The sequence below is a fragment of the Streptomyces sp. NPDC090445 genome (genome assembly GCF_044769385.1).
GTDB lineage: Bacteria > Actinomycetota > Actinomycetes > Streptomycetales > Streptomycetaceae > Streptomyces.
Map to the genome: position 1 here is coordinate 542,840 of NZ_JBIVXV010000001.1, position 17,202 is coordinate 560,041.

15 protein-coding genes are annotated in these 17,202 nt (G+C 76.8%); 12 read left to right on the forward strand and 3 right to left on the reverse strand.

Going from position 1 to position 17,202, the window contains the following annotated elements; genetic code table 11:
* Positions 1-2: 2 nt before the first annotated feature.
* Positions 3-2,045, forward strand: a complete 2,043-nt coding sequence (locus ACIQUT_RS02435) for a prolyl oligopeptidase family serine peptidase (RefSeq protein ID WP_403558349.1) — start codon at positions 3-5, stop codon at positions 2,043-2,045.
* Between the two features lie 45 nt (positions 2,046-2,090).
* Here the strand turns inward: ACIQUT_RS02435 and ACIQUT_RS02440 are convergent, their stop codons facing one another.
* Positions 2,091-2,807: a hypothetical protein gene (locus tag ACIQUT_RS02440; protein ID WP_403558351.1), complete on the reverse strand. Its 717-nt coding sequence runs from the start codon at positions 2,805-2,807 to the stop codon at positions 2,091-2,093.
* A gap of 34 nt (positions 2,808-2,841) precedes the next feature.
* Between ACIQUT_RS02440 and ACIQUT_RS02445 the strand changes: the two genes are divergently transcribed.
* The 9 genes from ACIQUT_RS02445 (at position 2,842) to ACIQUT_RS02485 (ending at position 12,568) form a co-directional block, all read left to right on the forward strand.
* Positions 2,842-3,393 carry a GNAT family N-acetyltransferase gene (locus ACIQUT_RS02445; RefSeq protein WP_403558353.1) on the forward strand — a complete coding sequence of 184 codons (552 nt, stop codon included), beginning with the start codon at positions 2,842-2,844 and terminating at the stop codon, positions 3,391-3,393.
* Positions 3,394-3,449: 56 nt separating this feature from the next.
* Positions 3,450-4,349 (forward strand): arginase family protein, encoded by a 900-nt coding sequence (locus ACIQUT_RS02450; RefSeq protein ID WP_403558355.1) that lies wholly within the window; start codon positions 3,450-3,452, stop codon positions 4,347-4,349.
* Positions 4,350-4,438: 89 nt separating this feature from the next.
* On the forward strand, positions 4,439-6,448 hold the full coding sequence (locus tag ACIQUT_RS02455; RefSeq protein ID WP_403558357.1) for a DUF5107 domain-containing protein: 2,010 nt from the start codon (positions 4,439-4,441) through the stop codon (positions 6,446-6,448).
* Positions 6,449-6,784: 336 nt separating this feature from the next.
* Positions 6,785-7,372 (forward strand): TIGR03086 family metal-binding protein, encoded by a 588-nt coding sequence (locus ACIQUT_RS02460; protein ID WP_403558359.1) that lies wholly within the window; start codon positions 6,785-6,787, stop codon positions 7,370-7,372.
* Positions 7,373-7,486: 114 nt separating this feature from the next.
* Positions 7,487-8,704, forward strand: a complete 1,218-nt coding sequence (locus ACIQUT_RS02465; protein ID WP_403558361.1) for an aminotransferase class I/II-fold pyridoxal phosphate-dependent enzyme — start codon at positions 7,487-7,489, stop codon at positions 8,702-8,704.
* A 60-nt stretch (positions 8,705-8,764) separates the two neighbouring features.
* A complete protein-coding gene (locus ACIQUT_RS02470) occupies positions 8,765-9,946 on the forward strand; it encodes an MBL fold metallo-hydrolase (protein ID WP_403558363.1) in 1,182 nt (393 codons plus the stop codon).
* Between the two features lie 180 nt (positions 9,947-10,126).
* On the forward strand, positions 10,127-10,777 hold the full coding sequence (locus ACIQUT_RS02475) for a hypothetical protein (protein WP_403558365.1): 651 nt from the start codon (positions 10,127-10,129) through the stop codon (positions 10,775-10,777).
* Between the two features lie 308 nt (positions 10,778-11,085).
* Entirely contained in the window at positions 11,086-12,150 is a 1,065-nt protein-coding gene (locus ACIQUT_RS02480) for a hypothetical protein (protein WP_403558367.1), read from the forward strand.
* A gap of 160 nt (positions 12,151-12,310) precedes the next feature.
* On the forward strand, positions 12,311-12,568 hold the full coding sequence (locus ACIQUT_RS02485) for a hypothetical protein (RefSeq protein ID WP_403558369.1): 258 nt from the start codon (positions 12,311-12,313) through the stop codon (positions 12,566-12,568).
* A gap of 145 nt (positions 12,569-12,713) precedes the next feature.
* Here ACIQUT_RS02485 and ACIQUT_RS02490 read toward each other — a convergent pair whose 3' ends face one another.
* Both ACIQUT_RS02490 and ACIQUT_RS02495 read right to left on the reverse strand, forming a co-directional pair.
* The gene (locus ACIQUT_RS02490) at positions 12,714-13,328 is read right to left on the reverse strand and encodes a DedA family protein (RefSeq protein ID WP_403559293.1); all 615 of its coding nucleotides are present in this window, start codon (positions 13,326-13,328) and stop codon (positions 12,714-12,716) included.
* Positions 13,329-13,369: 41 nt separating this feature from the next.
* Positions 13,370-14,146 carry an MBL fold metallo-hydrolase gene (locus ACIQUT_RS02495; RefSeq protein WP_403558370.1) on the reverse strand — a complete coding sequence of 259 codons (777 nt, stop codon included), beginning with the start codon at positions 14,144-14,146 and terminating at the stop codon, positions 13,370-13,372.
* 210 nt (positions 14,147-14,356) lie between these two features.
* Here ACIQUT_RS02495 and ACIQUT_RS02500 point away from each other — a divergent pair, with 210 nt between their 5' ends.
* Together ACIQUT_RS02500 and ACIQUT_RS02505 are read left to right on the forward strand one after the other, a co-directional pair.
* Positions 14,357-14,761 carry a hypothetical protein gene (locus ACIQUT_RS02500; RefSeq protein WP_385429572.1) on the forward strand — a complete coding sequence of 135 codons (405 nt, stop codon included), beginning with the start codon at positions 14,357-14,359 and terminating at the stop codon, positions 14,759-14,761.
* Between the two features lie 232 nt (positions 14,762-14,993).
* Entirely contained in the window at positions 14,994-17,132 is a 2,139-nt protein-coding gene (locus ACIQUT_RS02505) for an alkaline phosphatase family protein (protein WP_403559295.1), read from the forward strand.
* Positions 17,133-17,202 lie beyond the last annotated feature (70 nt).

Below are 17,202 nucleotides of genomic sequence, written 5' to 3' on the forward strand. Positions count from 1 at the left end.
CCGTGAAGGCCTCCCGGCAGGACACCGGTGCCGCAGCCCCGGCTCCGGCTCCGGCCGCGGCTCAGGCCGCGCAGGAGCCGTACGGCAGCTGGCCCTCGCCCCTCGGCGCGGCGCTCGCCGCCTCCCACGACGGCCGGCCCGAGTACGTCGGCACGATCGGCCCTGAGGTGTGGTGGACCGAGCCCCGGCCCGCCGAGAACGGCCGCCGCACCCTGGTGCGCCGGCCCGGCGGCGGCTCCGCGGCCGAGGCCCTGCCCGCCCCGTGGAACGTCCGCAGCGGGTTCACCGAGTACGGCGGCCGCCCCTGGGCGGGCACCGAGCGGCCCGACGGCGGCCCCCTGGTGGTCTTCGTCCACTACGCCGACCAGCGGATGTACGCGTACGAGCCGGACGCGCCCGGCGGCCCCGCCCCGCGCCCGCTCACCCCGCTCTCCCCGGTCGGCGGCGGGCTGCGCTGGGCCGACCCGGTGCTGCGCGGCACCGAGGTGTGGTGCGTCCTGGAGGAGTTCACCGGGCCGGCGCCGACCGACGTCCGCCGCGTGCCGGCCGCCGTACCGCTGGACGGGTCCGCCGCCGGCGACCGCTCCCGGGTACGGGAGCTGACCGACGGCCGGCACCGGTTCGCCACCGGGCCGCGGCTGTCCCCCGACGGGCGGCACGCGGCCTGGCTGGCCTGGGACCACCCGCGGATGCCCTGGGACGGCACCGAGCTGCGGCTCGCCGCCGTCGCCGCCGACGGCACCCTGGCCGGCGCCCGCACCGTCCTCGGCGGGCCCGAGGAGGCCGTGGCCCAAGCCGAGTGGGGCGCCGACGGCAGCCTCCTCGCGGTCAGCGACCGCAGCGGCTGGTGGAACCCGTACCGGGTCGACCCGGACAGCGGCACCGCCGTCAACCTGTGCCCGCGCGAGGAGGAGTTCGGCGGCCCGCTGTGGAAGCCGGGGCTGAGCTGGCTGGCCCCGCTGCCCGACGGGCTCGTCGCCGTCCTGCACGGCCAGGGCTCCTCCGTCCTCGGCGTCCTCGACCCGGAGAGCGGCGACCTGGTGGATGCCGCCGGCCCCTGGACTGCCTGGCAGCCCACCCTCGCCGCCCACGGCCACCGCGTCTACGGCGTCGCCGCCAGCCCGCGCAGCGCCTACGAGGTGGTGGAACTCGATACCGAGAGCGGCCACGCCCGCGTGATCGGCGCCGCCGGCGTCGACCCGGTCGACCCCGCCCACTACCCCGAACCGCAGACCCGCACCTTCCTCGGCCCCGACGACCGGGAGATCCACGCCCACGTCTACCCGCCGCACCACCCGGCGCGCCGGGCCCCCGCCGACGAACTGCCCCCGTACGTCATCTGGGCGCACGGCGGCCCCACCGACCACGTGCCGCCCGTACTCGACCTGCACATCGCCTACTTCACCTCCCGCGGCATCGGCGTCGCCGAGGTCAACTACGGGGGATCCACCGGCTACGGGCGCGCCTACCGGGAACGGCTGCGCGAGCAGTGGGGCGTGGTCGACGTCGAGGACTGCGCGGCGGTGGCCCGGGCCCTCGCCGCCGAGGGCACCGCCGACCCGGACCGGCTCGCCATCCGCGGCGGCAGCGCCGGCGGCTGGACGGCCGCGGCCTCGCTCGCCGCGACCTCCCTGTACGCGTGCGCCGCCATCCGCTACCCGGTCCTGGACCTGCGGGGCTTCGCCGAGGAGACCCACGACCTGGAGTCCCGCTACGTCGAGGCCCTGGCCGGGCCGCCGCAGACCCTCGCCGTACGCGACCGAGAGCGGTCCCCGGTGGCCCTCGCCGACCGGATCACCGCACCGTTCCTGCTGCTCCAGGGCCTGGACGACGCGGTCTGCCCGCCCGCCCAGGCGGAGCGGCTGCTCGCCGCCCTGCGGGGGCGGGGCGTGCCGTACGCGTACCTGGCCTTCGAGGGCGAGGGGCACGGCTTCCGCCGGGCCGACACCATGGTCCGCGCCCTGGAGGCGGAACTCGCCCTGTACGTAAAGGTGTTCGGCATCGAACGGACGGACGTGCCGAAGCTGCACCTGGACACCAGCTGACGGGCCCGGCCGCACGGCCCCCGGGCCCGGCCGCACGGGCCGGCGTCAGGCCGTGTGCAGCCAGACGCGGAGCGGGCCCAGCTCGGTGAAGCCGTGGCGGGCGGCCGTCCGGAGGTCCTCCCCGCTCTCGTACCCCACGACCGGCAGCCCCGGCCACAGCCCGGCGATCCCGGCGAGGGCGCCCGCCCAGGCCTCGTCGTCCCCGACCCCGTCGGCGGCGAACACGTTCGACACCCCGACCACGCCGGCGGCCGCGTTCACGACCGCCCCGGCCAGGATCCGCCCGTCCGCGTCCCGCCCGGCGAGGAAGGCGATGTCCCCGGTCAGCAGCCCCGGGTGGAACAGGCCCGAGCTGCGCTCCCCGTCCCAGGCGGCCTCCCACCGGTCGAGCTCCGCGGCGTCCGCCACCCGCGACCAGGCCAGGGCCGGCGACGCCGTCCCGGCCGGCGCGGGGGCGTCCGCCGGGCGGTGGATCCACTGCGCCTCGAACAGGACCTCGAAGCCGGCCGGGGCCAGGTCGAGCACGGCGAAGCTGTCCTTGACCGAGCAGCCGGGGGAGTCCGTGTCCAGCGCGGCCGCCAGGGCGGCGGCCGGGACGTCCCGGGTCAGGGTCACCGCGTCCGGGTAGTAGGGCGGGGTGCGGCGCGCGCTGGTCCAGGCGTCCGCGGTGAACGCGCCTCCGGCGCAGACCGCGGCGCACCAGGCGGCGTTGTTGCGCGCCGCGGTGTGCAGGAGTTCGTCGGTGTTCGGGATGCTGATCACTGCGGCATGATCACACACGATCTAGCCTGGCACGATGCGAATTTCCACGTACGTCGCCGAGGGCGGGCGCGTCGGACTGCGCCCCTTCCGGCCCGCCGACGGCCCCGAGTTCACCGCCCGGGTGCGCGAGAGCCGGGAACTGCACCGCCCCTGGCTGTTCCCGCCCGCCACCATCGAGGAGTACGAGCCGTACGCGGCCCGGCTGGCCGAGGGCGACAGCCGCGCCGGATTCCTCGTCTGCGAGCTCTCCACCAGCGCCATCGCCGGATTCATCAACATCAACAACATCGTCCGCGGGGCCTTCCAGTGCGGCGCCCTCGGCTACGGCGCGTTCGCGCACGCCGCCGGGCGCGGCCTCCTCGGCGAGGCCCTCGGCCTCGTCCTCGGCCACGCCTTCGCCCCGGAGCGGTCCGGCGGCCTCGGCCTGCACCGCCTGGAGGCCAACATCCAGCCCGGCAACACCGCCTCCATCGCCCTCGTCCGCGGCCGGGGCTTCCGGCTGGAGGGGCTGTCCCCGGACTTCCTCCGCGTGGACGGGGCCTGGCGCGACCACGAACGCTGGGCGATCACCGCCGAGATGACCTGACCCGGCCCGGCCGGCGCCTCTTCCTCCGCGCGCCCGCCATGGCGGAGGATGAGGGCATGCGAAACCCGGTGCTCCTCGACGCCCCCTCCAACCTGGGACTGCGCCCGCCCGCACCCGGCACCGTGCCCGGCGTGTACAAGCTCGCCGGGGCCCTGCGCGACCAGGGCCTGCTGAGCCGGCTCGGCGCCCGCGAGGGCGGGGTCGTCGTCCCGCCCCGCTACGACCGCGGGGACTGGCAGGAGGGCGACGGGGTGTTCCACGCCGCGCCGCTGGCCGCGTACACCGTCAGCCTCGCCGACCGGATCGAGAAGCACCTGCGGGCCGGGGAGTTCCCCGTCGTGCTCGGCGGGGACTGCTCGATCCAGCTCGGCGCCTCCCTCGCCCTGCGCCGCCTCGGCCGCTACGGGCTCGCCGCGATCGACGGCTCCGCGGACTTCCGCCACCCGGGCAACGAGGCCGTCAACGGGCCCGTGGGCGCAGCCGGCGGCGAGGAGCTCGCCCTCGCCACCGGCCGCGGCCAGGCCGGCCTCGCCGACCTGGAGGGCCTCGGCCCCTACCTGCGGGACGAGGACGTACGCCTCTTCGGGCTCCGCGACGGCGACGAGGACCTGCCCGAGCTGCGGGCCGCGGGCATCCGCACCGCCACCGTCGGGGAGATCCGCGCCCGCGGGGCCGAGGCCGTGGCCCGGGCCGCCCTGGACGGGCTCCACCCGCCGGTCACCGACGGGTTCTGGGTGCACCTGGACGCCGACGTGCTCGACCCCGAGGTCATGCCCGCCGTCGACAGCCCCGACCCCGGCGGGCTCCTCCCCGGCGAACTCGCCGCGCTGCTGCGGGTGCTGGCGGGCTCCCCGCGGTGCGTCGGGCTCAACGTCACCATCTACGACCCGGACCTCGACCCCGACGGGCGGGCCGGCGCCCTCCTCGCCGACCTCGTCGCCGGCGCCTTCGAGTGACAGCCCTGGCCACGGCTTTGCGTAATCCTGACCGGTGGTGATCCGCGGATCCCCTGTGCACCGGCCGCCGTGGCGTGTTCCATTTCCCCATGGCCACCACCGTCCGCCGTGCCGTACTGACCCTGCCCGCCGCCCCGTTGGGCCCCGAGAACCCGCTCCCCGCGCTCGGCGCCCCCGCCGGCGCCCACGCCCTGGACGAGCGCACCCGGGCCGGGCTGCCCCGCGACATGGCCCGGCAGGCCGGCTACGGGCCGCTGCGCTCGCTGCTGCCCGTCCGGATCCTCGACGGCTACGGACGGCAGCGGCAGGAACGGGAGTTCGAGGCGCTCGTCCTGGAGAACGCCCACCTGCGGGCCACCGTCCTGCCCGGCCTCGGCGGCCGCGTCCACTCCCTCGTCCACGTCCCGACCGGCCGCGAACTCCTCTACCGCAACCCGGTGTTCCAGCCCGCGAACTTCGCCCTCAACGGCGCCTGGTTCTCCGGCGGCATCGAATGGAACATCGGCGCCACCGGCCACACCACCCTCGCCTGCGCCCCGCTCCACGCCGCGACCGTACCGGCGCCCGACGGCGGGGTGATGCTGCGGCTGTGGGAATGGGAACGGCTGCGCGACCTGCCCTTCCAGGTCGACCTGTGGCTGCCCGAGGACTCGGAGTACCTGTACGCCGGCGTCCGCATCCGCAACCCGCACGAGCGGCCCGCACCCGTCTACTGGTGGTCCAACACCGCCGTCCCCGAGGACCACGGCACCCGCGTCCTCGCCCCCGCCGACGAGGCCTGGAACCACGGCTGCGAGCGCAGCCTGCGCCGCATCCCGGTCCCCGACTGGCAGGGCGCGGACCGCACGTACCCGCTGCGCAGCGAGTACGCGGCGGACTACTTCTACGAGGTCGACCACGAGCCCGACCCCGCCGCCGGGGCCGGGACACGCCCCTGGATCGCCGCCCTCGACGCCGCCGGCAGCGGCCTCGCCCAGACCTCCACAGACGTACTGCGCGGCCGGAAGCTCTTCGTGTGGGGCTCCGGCGCGGGCGGCCGGCGCTGGCAGGACTGGCTGACCGAGCCGGGCAGCGGCGGCTACGCCGAGATCCAGGCCGGGCTGGCCCGCACCCAGCTGGAACACGTACGCCTGGAGGCCGGGGCCGAGCTGAGCTGGCTGGAGGCGTACGGCCCGCTGACCGCGGACCCGGCGGCCGTGCACGGCCCCGACTGGGCGGCGGCCCGCGCCGAGGCGGGCCGGGCCCTGGACGCGGCCCTGCCCCGACACCGGGTCGAGGAGGCGTACGCGGCCTGGCGCGGCGCGGCCGACACCGAGCCCGGGGAGCGGCTGGCCCGCGGCTCGGGATGGGGAGCCCTGGAAGTGCTGTGCGGCGGCCACAAGCTCCCCGGCACCCCCTTCGCCGAATCCGACCTGGGGGAGGAGCAGCAGCCCTGGCTGGAGCTGTGGCGCAGCGGCGCCCTCCCCGACCCGGGCCGTACGGCGCCCCCGGGGCCCAGCCTGGTCGCCCCGCACTGGCGGGACATGCTGGAGACGGCCCCCGCCGACCCGCTCACCGAGTACCACCTGGGCGTGGCCCAGTGGCATGCGGGCGACGTCGCCCAGGCGATCCGCAGCTGGGAGCGCGGCCTCCCCCGGGCCGCGTCGCGCTGGCCGCTGCTGCGCTGCCTGGCGGCCGCGGACACCCTGTCCGGGGACCCGGTGCGCGGGGCCCGGCGCTACGCGGAGGCCTTCGCCGACCTGGCCGACCCGGCCGACCCGGCGCAGGCCGGCCGCGGCAGCGCCGCCTGGGAGGCCGCCGAGTCCGCGCTGGGCCGGGAGGCGATGACCGCCCTGCTGGAGACCGGCCGCCCGGCCGAGGCCCGCGCGGTGTGGGACCGGCTGCGCCCCGCCCTGCGCGAGCAGCCCCGCTTCCGCCTGCTCGCGGCGCTGCTGCTGGCGGCGGAGGGCCACATGGCCGCCGCCCGCCGCGTCTTCGAGGACGGCTTCGAACTCCCCGACCTGAGGGAGGGCGACGAGATCCTGGCCGAGGTCTGGTCCCGCATCACGGACCGCCCGCTCCCGCCGGCGTACGACTTCCGCATGCGCCCGCCGGGTTGAGGCGGTGCGGCCGCACGCCCCGCGTGACGTCGCGCAGAACCCGGCGCGCGGAAAGCCGGCACCGGTGAACGAAGGCCGACCAAGGCCGACCAAGGCCGACCAAGATCGAACGAAGGCCGAACGAAGGTCCCGCTGCGGTGAATCGGGCGTCGCGGGGCACGTCCTCATCCCCCGGGGCCGCATGGTGTGCGGATCCGCCCGCCCACCGTTCCGGCGTCCTGCGCCGCGGGCCGCCCGCAAGCCGGGGCCGCGGGCCCGCCCTTGGGTGGCGGGGCGCGACGGGGGCGAGGAGAGTGGCTGGAGGGGAGCACGCCACGGCAGGAGGCGGTGAGACCCATGCCCGGGAGACCCATGCCCGAGACGCTGCTCGAACAGCACGCCGCCGCGCTCAGGCTCTTCGGCGAGCGCGTGCGGGCCGTCGCGGACGACCAGTGGGGCGCCCCGACCCCGTGCACGGAGTGGACCGTGCGCGACCTCGTCAACCACGTCACCGGCGAGCAGCTGTGGATCCCGCCGCTGGTCACCGACGGCAGCACCGTTGCCGACATCGGCGACCGGTTCGCCGGCGACGTGCTCGGCGACGACCCGGTCGCCGCCTGGGAGCAGGCCGCCGACGCCGCGCACGCCGCGTTCACCGCCCCCGGGGCGCTGGAGCGCACCATCGCGCTGTCCTACGGGCCCGCGAAGGGGGCGGCGTACTGTGCGGAGCTGACCGCGGACTGCGTGGTGCACACCTGGGACCTCGCGCGGGGCATCGGCGCCGACGACCGGCTGCCCGGCGGGCTCGTCGAGTTCTCCCTCAAGGAGGTCATGCCGTACGCGGACGGGCTCGCGGCCAGCGGGATGTTCGCGCCGCCGCTGGAGGTCCCGCCGGGCGCCGACGCCCAGACCAGGCTGCTGGCACTGGTCGGCCGGAAGGGCTGAAGGGCTGACACAGCGGGCGGAATCCGGCAGGCGATCGTATAAAGGGCATGGTCGGTCGGCGGAGCGGTACGGACGTGTCAGGACGAGCCGGGAAGGCAGGGCCAGGTGGAGGGGATGCGGCGCACGGCGGAGGGCCGGGGACCGGTCCGGTTCGGGCCGCTCGCGCCCCCGCCCGGGCTGCCCGTGCCGCCCGAGCTCACCGCCGTCCTGGCCGCGGCCGCCGAACGCTCCGCCCCCGAGTCCCCGGGCGGTGGCGCCCCCCTGCACGAGGCCGCCTGCCGGCACTGGGAGCGGCGCGGGCTCGCCGTCGACCCGGAGCACGTGGCCGCCGCCCCGGGCGCGCCCGCGCTGCTGCTCGCGCTGATCGGCGCGTACGGGGGCGATGTGATGCTGCCCCGGCCGTGCCCGGCGTGGTGGACCCCGCAGGTCCGGCTGCTGGGGCGGCGGGCGTACCACGTGCCGACCCCCGCCGAGTGCGGGGGCGTTCCCGACCCGTACGCCCTGCTGGAGACCGTCCGCCGGGTGCGGGCCGAGGGCGGCGACCCGCGGGTGCTGCTGCTGTCCGTCGCCGACGACCCGACCGCGACCGTGCCACCCCCGGAACTGCTGCTGGAGGCCTGCGAGGCCGCCGCCACCGCCGACCTGTTCGTCGTCAGCGACGAGAGCTGGCGCGACACCGTGCACCGGCCGCACGACACCCTCGTCCTCAGCCCCGCCGAGATGCTGCCCGACCGGGCCGCCGTCCTCCTCGACCTGTCCGGCGCCCTGCTGCCCGCCGGCTGGCCCGCCGCCGTCGCCCGCTTCCCCGGCACCCCGCAGGGCGCCCGGCTGCGGGCCCGCACCCTCGACGTCCTCGCCGCCACCGGAGCCCTGGTCGCCGCGCCCGTCGCCGCGGCCGCGGCGCACGCCCTCCACGAACCCGACGCCGTCGCCGCCCGCGCCCGCGCGGCCGCCGCCCTGCACGGGGCGGTCGCCGCCGCCGTCCACCGGCACCTGCTCGCCGCCGGAGCCCTCGCCCGGCCGCCGCAGGCCGGCCGCCACGTGTACGCCGACCTGACACCGCTGCGGCCCGGGCTCGCCCGGCACGGCGTCCGCGACGCCATGGAGCTGGAGGACTGGCTCGGCGCCCGGCTCGGCGCCCCGACCCCCGGCGGCCAGCGCTTCGCCGACGAGCTGGGCGAGCTGCGGGTCCGCCTGTCCACCGGGCCGCTGCTCGGCGCGGACCCGGCGGAACGGCTCGCCGCGCTCACCGCCCCCGACCCCCTCGAACTCCCGCACATACGCGCCTCCCTGGACCTCCTCGACTCGGTCCTGGCCGGGCTGGCCGGCTGACCGGGTCCCACGCCGGCGCCGACGCCGGACCCGACCGACACGACGAGCGGAGACTTCTCGATGAGGGACCTGCCACCCGCCGCCGCACCGGGACCCGCCACCCCCGCACCTGCCACCCCCGCCCCCGCCGTCCTGGCGGCCGCACCCGGAGCCCCGGCGCCCGCCACCCCCGCGCCCGGGCGCCCCGCGTCCCCCGTACCGGCCCGCGCCGCGCCCCCTGTGCCCCCCGCGCCCCCTGTGCCCCTCGCGCCCGGACGCCCCGGGTCCGGTGTCGGCGGGGGGCTGCGGCCGGTCGGGGAGCGGCGGGTGTGGCCGCGGTCGTTCGCCGACCGGCTCACCACCCCGCTCCCCGGGCTGCGCGCCTACGCCCGCCTCGCGCGCGAGGGGGTCTTCCGGCCCGGCCCCGAGGGCCTGCGCGGCATCCCCGACCTGCCCTGCCGGCCGGACCCGCTGCCCGACCTCGCCCCCGGCACCGCCTGCGTCACCTGGGCGGGCCACGCCAGCTGGGTGGTGCGGACCGGCGGCCTGACCGTCCTCACCGACCCCGTCTGGTCCCGCCGGATCCTCGCCACCCCGCCCCGCATGACCCCCGTCGGCATCCGCTGGGCGGACCTGCCGCCCGTCGACGCGGTCGTGATCAGCCACAACCACTACGACCACCTCGACGCCCCCACCCTCCGACGGCTGCCCCGGCACACCGCCCTCTTCGTCCCGGCCGGCCTCGGCCGCTGGTGCCGCCGCCGCGGCTTCACCCGCGTCACCGAGCTCGACTGGTGGGAGGCCGCCGAACTGGACGGCGTACGCTTCGACTTCGTCCCCGCCCACCACTGGTCGAAGCGGTCCCTCGTCGACACCTGCCGCAGCCTGTGGGGCGGCTGGATCCTCACCGACACCCGGTCCGCCGCCCCGCGCAGGGTGTACTTCGCCGGCGACTCCGGATACGGCCACTGGTTCGCCGAGATCGGCCGCCGCCACCCCGGCATCGACCTGGCCCTGCTGCCGATCGGCGCCTACGCCCCCCGCTGGTGGCTGTGCGACGTCCACACCGACCCCGAGGAGGCCGTACAGGCCTGCCGCGACGTCGGGGCCCGCCGGATGGCGCCCATGCACTGGGGCACGTTCGTCCTGTCCGCCGAGCCGGTCATGGAGCCCCTGCACCGCGCCCGCGCCGCCTGGGACCGCGCCGGCCTCGACCGCGGGGACCTGTGGGACCTGCCCGTCGGGGCGTCCCGCGCCTGGTGACCGCCCCCGTGAGACCCGGGCCCGTGGCGATCGGGTGATTGCGGGGCGCGCGGCCGTGATCATCCCGGACCCGGCGCGTTCCTGAATGCGCAGGCGTCCCACACGAGCGGGGCTGCCCGCCCTTCGCGGCCGGACCGTGCCTGCCGGCGAACCCACGAGCACCACAGGAGAGGACCCACCATGGCCAACCACACATTGAGGCGGCGCTTCGCTTCCCTCGGCACCGTCCTGGGACTGGGTGTCGCGCTGCCGTTCGCAGCAGGGGCAACCCCCGCTCACGCGCAGGCCCAGCTGACCATCACGAAGACCCACGAGGGGGATTTCCCCCGCGGCGGACAGGGGGTCTACCGCATCACGGTCGCCAACACCGGCGATGAACCGACCTCCGTCGAAGGGACGCGAATGACCGACAACTACCCGGAAGGGCTGACATTCGCCGACCTCGAGTTCATCAACAGGCCCGAAGGGACCGGCTGTTTCGGGGGCTCCACCCCCAATACGACCATCTGCACCAGCGGCCAGTTGCCGCCGGGTACGAGCTACACGATCGAAGTCACCGTCGACGTGGCGGCCGACGCTCCCTGCACGGTCACCAACACCGCCAGCGTGCTCGACCTCGCCGTCCCCGGTGGCGACTTCGTGAACGACCGGACCAACATCCCCGGTCCCGACTGCCCCACCGCTGACGGGGACGGTGGCGACACGTCGGTTCTCCCCGTCGACCTCAGCGGCCTGGTCCCGATCTACAACAACATCAACACGAACACCAACTTCAACAGCCCCGGCGCCAGCAACACCAACACCCAGACCTTCGGAGCCACCGCGCCCTGAACAGCCGACCCCCTGCACGTTCCGACCTCGCGCCCCGAAGAGTAGGCGGCGGCGCGGGCCTTCCCCCGGTGAGACGGCATGGGTGCCGGCCGACCCCTGGCCGGCGTTTTCCGTGACCTGTGGTGGCCGTCAGCCGAACGTCCCTTCCCGTACTGCACTGCCGGGCTGTCCTGGGGCCGATGGTGGCGGGCTTCCGTGCCGGTGGCCGGCGCGCGGCAGAAGAAGGAGGTCTGCAAGTGTCCACTTCAACCGAATCCGTCATCCCACGTCATGGCGCCAGGCCGCGAATGCGCTCCCTGGCGGCTGCGATGCTTGCGACGGGCGTGTCCCTGGCCCTCGTACCGGCCCTGGCCGGGGCGGCCCGCGCGCAAGGCTCTTGTGTGCAGACCGGCAGCCAGGTGGTGTGCACGTTCGACTACACCGGGGCGGCCGACACGTTCACCGTGCCCAGCGGCGTGACACAGCTGTCCGTTGAGGCCCGAGGCGCTTCTGGGGGTGCCGGGTCCGGTGATCCCGGTCCCGGAGGAGCCGGGGGTCCCGGTGCCGTGGTCACCAGCAGTCTGACCGTCACACCCGGCCAGACCGTGCAGGTCAATGTCGGCGGTGCGGGCGGTGCCGGGACGGACGGCGGTCCGGGCACCGGCGGCTTCAACGGCGGTGGCACCGGCGGGTTGTCGGACCTCGCCCACGGCGGGGGCGGCGGGGGCGCTTCGGACGTTCGCTCCGGAGCCTTCGACCTGCTCTCCCGGCTGGTGACGGCCGGCGGCGGAGGAGGCGGCGGCGGAACCGCCGAACTGGCCGGCGGCGGAGGCGGCGCCGGCGGCCAGTCGGGTTCGGACGGCGCCGACGGCACCCCGGGCACCGACACCACCGGTGGCGGTGGTGGCGAGGGCGCGACCCCCACCTCGCCGGGCGCGGGCGCGGCCGGGGGGACCGGCGTCGATGGCACCGGCGGGAACGGCAACTCCGGCGTCTTCGGCACCGGCGGCGTCGGCGGCGCCGGCGAAGCCGGAAACCCGGGCAGCGGGATCACTGCCGGCGGTGGGGGCGGCGGCGGAGTCTTCGGCGGCGGAGGCGGTGGAGGCGGCGGCATCACCAACACGGAGTTCTCCGGTGCGGGCGGTGGCGGCGGCGGGTCCAGCGCCGGACCTGTCGGGAGTACCTTCACCACCGGCGCGAACACCGGCAACGGGCGCGTCGTCCTCACCTACACGCTGCCCGAGCCTCCTGATGGCACCGACGGCACGTCCATCCTCCCCATCAATCTCAGCGGGCTGATCCCGATCTACAACAACATCAACACCAACACCAACTTCAACAGCCCCAAGGCCAGGAACACCAACAGCCAGACCTTCGGGGCCACGGCGCCCTGACCGAACGCAGCTCGGCTGTCCGGCCGCACGTCCCGGACGCACGTCCCGGACGGGCGCCCGGTCGGACGGCCCAGCCCTGTGAGGGGCCACTCGGGCGAAACGCGGCCCCGTACGGCCCATCAGCCATTACCGGGCGGGCCCCGAGGGCGTTGGGGCCGTCATGACCTCCAGCACCCTCACCCGCGCCGCGGGCGGCGCAGCCCTGGCCGTCGTCCTCGCCCTCGTCTCCGCTCCGACCACTCAGGCCGCTCCCGCAGCCGCACGCCAGGGCGCCGGCCCCCTCGCCCTCGACAACCTCCTGTCGCTCAACTTCCTCGCCCCGACGGTCCGGGACGCGAAGCGCCAGGTCGGCGGTCTCGTTTCCGGGCTGTCGCCCGCCCCGGCCCATGCCTCCGGCCTGGGTGGGCTGCTGAAGTAGGGGGTGCCGCCCTCGGAGACGACCCGTCCGCGCTGGGCACGCACGGGACACCGAGGGCTGCCAGCTCGAAGGGCAGGGGTTCGGCACCGCCGCGGGCCGGTCCGGCAGGCGCCGGCTCGCCGCGCAGGAACCTCCCGGGGGCGGGCTACTCCGGCGGCCGCAGCCGGCGCCACACCGCCGGCGCCGCACTGACCAGCAGGGCCAGCGCCACCGCCGCCACCACGCCCTTCCACGGCTCCGCGAACAGCGACCCGCCCACGATCCCGATCAGCCCGTACGTCGCCGCCCACGCCAGGCACGCCGGCAGGTCGCCCCGCGCGAACCGGCCCAGCGGCAGCTGCGCCAGCAGGCAGGCCAGCATCACCGGGATCCGGCCCGCCGGAACCAGCCGGGACAGCACCAGCACCAGCACCCCGTGCTCGTCCAGCCGCGCCCGGGCCTGGTCCAGCCGCTCCGGCGCGGCCCGCGCCCGCAGCGCCTCCACCCACCGCGAGCCGCCCGGGGACCGCACCCCGCGCTGCCCGAGCCAGTACAGGGTGACGTCCCCGGTGAACGCCGCCGCCGCGGCCACCGCGAACACCGCCAGCACCCCCACCAGCGGCAACTCCTGATGGAACGCCACCACCGCCGCCGAGCTCACCAGCGCCCCCGTCGGCACCACCGGCACCAGCGCGCCCAGCGCCACCAGCACGAACAGCGCCGGGTAGCCGACCGCCTGCTGCGTGGTCTCCGGCGGCACCCGCCCGACCGCCACCGCCACCGCAGCCGCCGCTGCCGTCGCCACCGCGAGCCCGGACCCCGTCACGGCAGCCGCACCCGCTCCCCGTGCCCGGGCACCCGGACCGCCGTCTTCGGCGCCAGCCGCCCCGCGTGCCGCAGGAAGTCATCGCCCGGCGCATGGAACTCGTGCGGCCGCACCGCGTCCAGCCCGATCGGCCAGTACGTCCCGTAGTGCACCGGCACCGCCGCGGCCGGCGCCAGCGAGGCCAGCGCCCGGGCCGCCCGGGCCGCGTCCAGGTGCCCGGGCCCCAGGTACGGGCCCCAGCCGCCCACCGGCAGCAGCGCCACGTCCACCGGCCCGACCTCCTCGGCCATCGACGCGAACAGCCCGGTGTCCCCGGCGAAGTACGTCCGCCGCGCGCCCTGCACCACGTACCCGAGGGCCGGCGCCAGATGCGGCCCGAACGGCAGCCGCCGCCCGTCGTGCCGCGCACTGACCGCCCGTACCGTCACCCCGGGGCCCACGCCGACCTCGTCCCCCGGAACCACCTCCGTCACCGTCAGGGACCGCACCCCGGCCAGCCGCGCGAGCCCCGGCACCGCCTGGCGCGCCCCGCGCGGGACGACCAGCCGGGTCCCCGGCGCCAGCCGGGCCAGCGAGGGCAGGTGCAGGTGGTCGGCGTGCAGGTGCGACACCACCGCCACGTCCGCCCGGGCCGCCTCGGCAGGCGGCAGGGCCCCCCGCCGCCTGCGCAGGTGCGCCAGCCGCCGGGCGAACAGCGGGTCCGTCAGCACCCGCACCCCGGAGTCCTCCACCGTGCATGCGGCATGCCCCCACCAGGTGATCTCCACCGGCATCCGGCACCCCCGTCCTGTCGCGGCCCCGCACCGCACGGGCCGCACGCCACGAGCGTAGGCGCTCCGCCGGCAGTCCGGTCGTGAAACCGCGGGCCGGCGGGATCCGGGCCGTGCCCCGCGCCCCTGCGGGGCACGGCCCGGATGAGTGCCCGCACCCAAACCGTCCGCACCCCTCCTCCCGAGCCCCGGATCGGAGTAGGGTCGGGCGGCATGGATGAGCTGCGCGTGGCCGCGATCGCCAGCCTGGCCCCGCTCGAGGATCTGGACACCGACCCCTTCGCCGTGGACACCCGGAGCCAGCGCGCCATGTGCGACCGCTGGGCCGCCGACCAGGGCTACGTCGTCACCAGGGAGCTGCTCGTCTACGGGCTGCGCCCCGACCACTGCGCGCTGTGGTGCGACGTCGACGCCGGGCAGGTCGACCTGTTCGTCGCCCCCAACCACCGCGTGCTCGCCCGGGCGCTGCGCTCCGTCGAGGAGTTCACCGCGGAGTGCCGGCGGCGCGGCGTACGGCTGGAGACCGCCGGGCTCGACGAGCCGCACTACACCTCCGCGATGAAGGCCGAGGTGCACCGCAGGCTCTCCATGCCGACCGCCGGCTACGACGGCACCTGACCCGCTGCCCCGCACCACCCGCTGCCCCCGCACCGGCCCGCGCCGCGGCGCCCGCTGTGCGACGCTGGACGAGGCGGCGGGGACCGCGGGCGGCGCGCGCGGGCCCGGGGGTGCTTACCGGCCGTGGCCGGGGGAGACACGAGGCGGGTGCGGCGTGCGGCGAGGACGGTTGCGGAGCTCGGGCGGCGCCCTGCTGCGCGTGATCGTGGTCTGGGCGGTGTCCACCCTGACGATGCTGGTGCTGGCCGGCATCCTGCCCGACTTCCGGCTGCAGTCCGGGGACGGCGAGAGCATCACCCGGGTCGGGCTGACCGCGGCCTGGGGCGCCGGGGCGTTCGGCCTGCTGAGCGCGCTGGTGTGGCCGCTGCTGGTACGGGCCCTGCTGCTGGTGCCGGCCCTGGTGCTGGGCGTGCTCGTGTTCTTCCTCAACGGCTCCCTGCTGCTGATGGCGCTCCGCCTGATCCCCTCCGGGCACGGGGAGGCGGCCCCCGAGACCGCGGTCGTGGTGGCCGCGGTCATGTCCGCCGTCGCGTCGGCGACCTCGACCGCGCTCGCGGTCCGCGACGACGAGGCGTACCGGCGGCGGCTCTACCGGCTCGCCGACCGGCGGCGCCGGCGCCGCCGCGGGACGGGCGCGGACGGCGCCCGGCCGGTGCCGCCGGGCCTGCTCTTCGTCCAGCTCGACGGCGTCGGCCACCGGGTGCTGTGCGAGGCCGCGGCGGGCGGGGTGATGCCGACGGTGGCCGACTGGCTGGAGCACAGCCACCGCATCACCCCGTGGCGCACCGACTGGTCCAGCCAGACCGGCGCCAGCCAGCTCGGCATCCTGCACGGCTCCGCCTTCGACGTGCCCGCCTTCCGCTGGTACGAGAAGGAGAGCGGCGAGGTGATGGTCTGCAACCGGCCCGCCAGCGCCGCCGTACTCCAGCGCCGGGCCGTCGCCCGCACCGGGAACGGCGGGCTGCTCATCCTGGACGGGGCCAGCCGCGGCAACCTGTTCAGCGGCGGCGCCGACCAGCTGGCCCTGGTGCTGTCGGTCTCGGCCCGCCGGGGCCGGGCCAACCGCTCGCGGGCCGGCTACTTCGCGTACTTCTCCGACCCGGCGAACGCCGTCCGCACCGCGGTGTCCTTCGTCGCCGAGGTCTGCCGGGAGATCGTCCAGTCGGTACGGGCACGGCTGCGCGGCGACGGCCCCCGCGTGTCCCGGGGCGGCCTGTACCCGCTGATCCGGGCCTTCGCGACGGTCGTCGAGCGCGATGTGGTCGTGGCCGCGGTGATCGGCGACATGCTCGCCGGGCGCTCCGCGATCTACGCCGACCTGGTCGCGTACGACGAGGTCGCCCACCACTCGGGGCCGCGCGGCCGGGACACCGACCAGGTCCTGGCCCGCCTCGACCGCAGCCTCGCGCTCCTGGCGCGGGTCGCCGAGCACGCACCGCGCACCTATCGGATCGTGCTGCTGTCGGACCACGGGCAGAGCCCGGGGGAGACCTTCCTGAGCCGGTACGGGCTGACCCTGAAGGACCTGGTCCGGGCGGGCTGCGGGCTGCCCGTCTCCCGCCGGGCCGGCGGCACCCCGAGCGGCGCCGAGGCCCGGGCGGCCGTGCTGGCGGCCCTGCACCGGCCCGTGGAGGAGGACGAGGAGGAGCAGCCGCGGCCGGGCCGCCGGGAGCCGGTGGTGCTGGCCTCCGGCAACCTCGGGGTGATCTCCTTCCCGGACATCCGCGGCCGGGCCACGCGGGAGCGGATCGAGCGGGCGCACCCGGCGCTGCTGCCGACCCTGGCCAACCATCCGGGCATCGGGTTCCTGCTGGTGGACGGGGTGGTGCTGGGCCCCGGCGGGGTGGCGGCCCGGCTGCCCGAGCCGGGGGAGGCGGAGGCCCTGCTGGCCCCGTTCGGGCCGGGGGCGGCGGAGGCGGTCCGGCGCAGCGACGGCTTCCCGCACGTCCCGGACATCATGGTGAACTCCGCGTACGACCCGCTGACCGGGCAGGTGCACGCCTTCGAGGAGCAGGTCGGCTCGCACGGCGGCCTGGGCGGGGAGCAGGGGGAGGCCTTCCTGATGTGGCCGGCCGACCTGTCGGAGCCGGACCCGCCGGGCCCGGTGGGCGCGGAGGCCGTGCACCGCGTCCTGCGGGGCTGGCTGCGGGAGCTGGACGGGCCGCAGGTACCACTGGGACCGGCCCGGACGGCTGCAACGGCTGCAACGGCTGCGGCTGCGGAGGCTGCGGATCCGGCGTCCGCGGAGGCCCGTGAGCCGGGCGGGAGGGCGGCGCCCGCAGGGGCTGCGCCGAAGGATCCGCGGTCTGGGGCCCCGCAGAGCGGAATCTTTCCGTCCGCAGGGGTGTCCGTGCCGGACGAAAGCCGTTGATTTTGCGGGACCCGCACCGTACCGGAGCATGTGTCGACCTGTCCGGCATGTGAAACACCCGAGGCGCGAC

Coding starts and splice junctions, on each gene's coding strand:
- ACIQUT_RS02495 (WP_403558370.1), bottom strand. CDS start 14,146: ATGCCGGTGGAGATCACCTGGTGGGGGCATGCCGCATGCACGGTGGAG.
- ACIQUT_RS02485 (WP_403558369.1), top strand. CDS start 12,311: ATGACCTCCAGCACCCTCACCCGCGCCGCGGGCGGCGCAGCCCTGGCC.
- ACIQUT_RS02500 (WP_385429572.1), top strand. CDS start 14,357: ATGGATGAGCTGCGCGTGGCCGCGATCGCCAGCCTGGCCCCGCTCGAG.
- ACIQUT_RS02450 (WP_403558355.1), top strand. CDS start 3,450: ATGCGAAACCCGGTGCTCCTCGACGCCCCCTCCAACCTGGGACTGCGC.
- ACIQUT_RS02475 (WP_403558365.1), top strand. CDS start 10,127: ATGGCCAACCACACATTGAGGCGGCGCTTCGCTTCCCTCGGCACCGTC.
- ACIQUT_RS02505 (WP_403559295.1), top strand. CDS start 14,994: ATGCTGGTGCTGGCCGGCATCCTGCCCGACTTCCGGCTGCAGTCCGGG.
- ACIQUT_RS02460 (WP_403558359.1), top strand. CDS start 6,785: ATGCCCGGGAGACCCATGCCCGAGACGCTGCTCGAACAGCACGCCGCC.
- ACIQUT_RS02455 (WP_403558357.1), top strand. CDS start 4,439: ATGGCCACCACCGTCCGCCGTGCCGTACTGACCCTGCCCGCCGCCCCG.
- ACIQUT_RS02480 (WP_403558367.1), top strand. CDS start 11,086: ATGCTTGCGACGGGCGTGTCCCTGGCCCTCGTACCGGCCCTGGCCGGG.
- ACIQUT_RS02470 (WP_403558363.1), top strand. CDS start 8,765: ATGAGGGACCTGCCACCCGCCGCCGCACCGGGACCCGCCACCCCCGCA.
- ACIQUT_RS02445 (WP_403558353.1), top strand. CDS start 2,842: ATGCGAATTTCCACGTACGTCGCCGAGGGCGGGCGCGTCGGACTGCGC.
- ACIQUT_RS02465 (WP_403558361.1), top strand. CDS start 7,487: ATGCGGCGCACGGCGGAGGGCCGGGGACCGGTCCGGTTCGGGCCGCTC.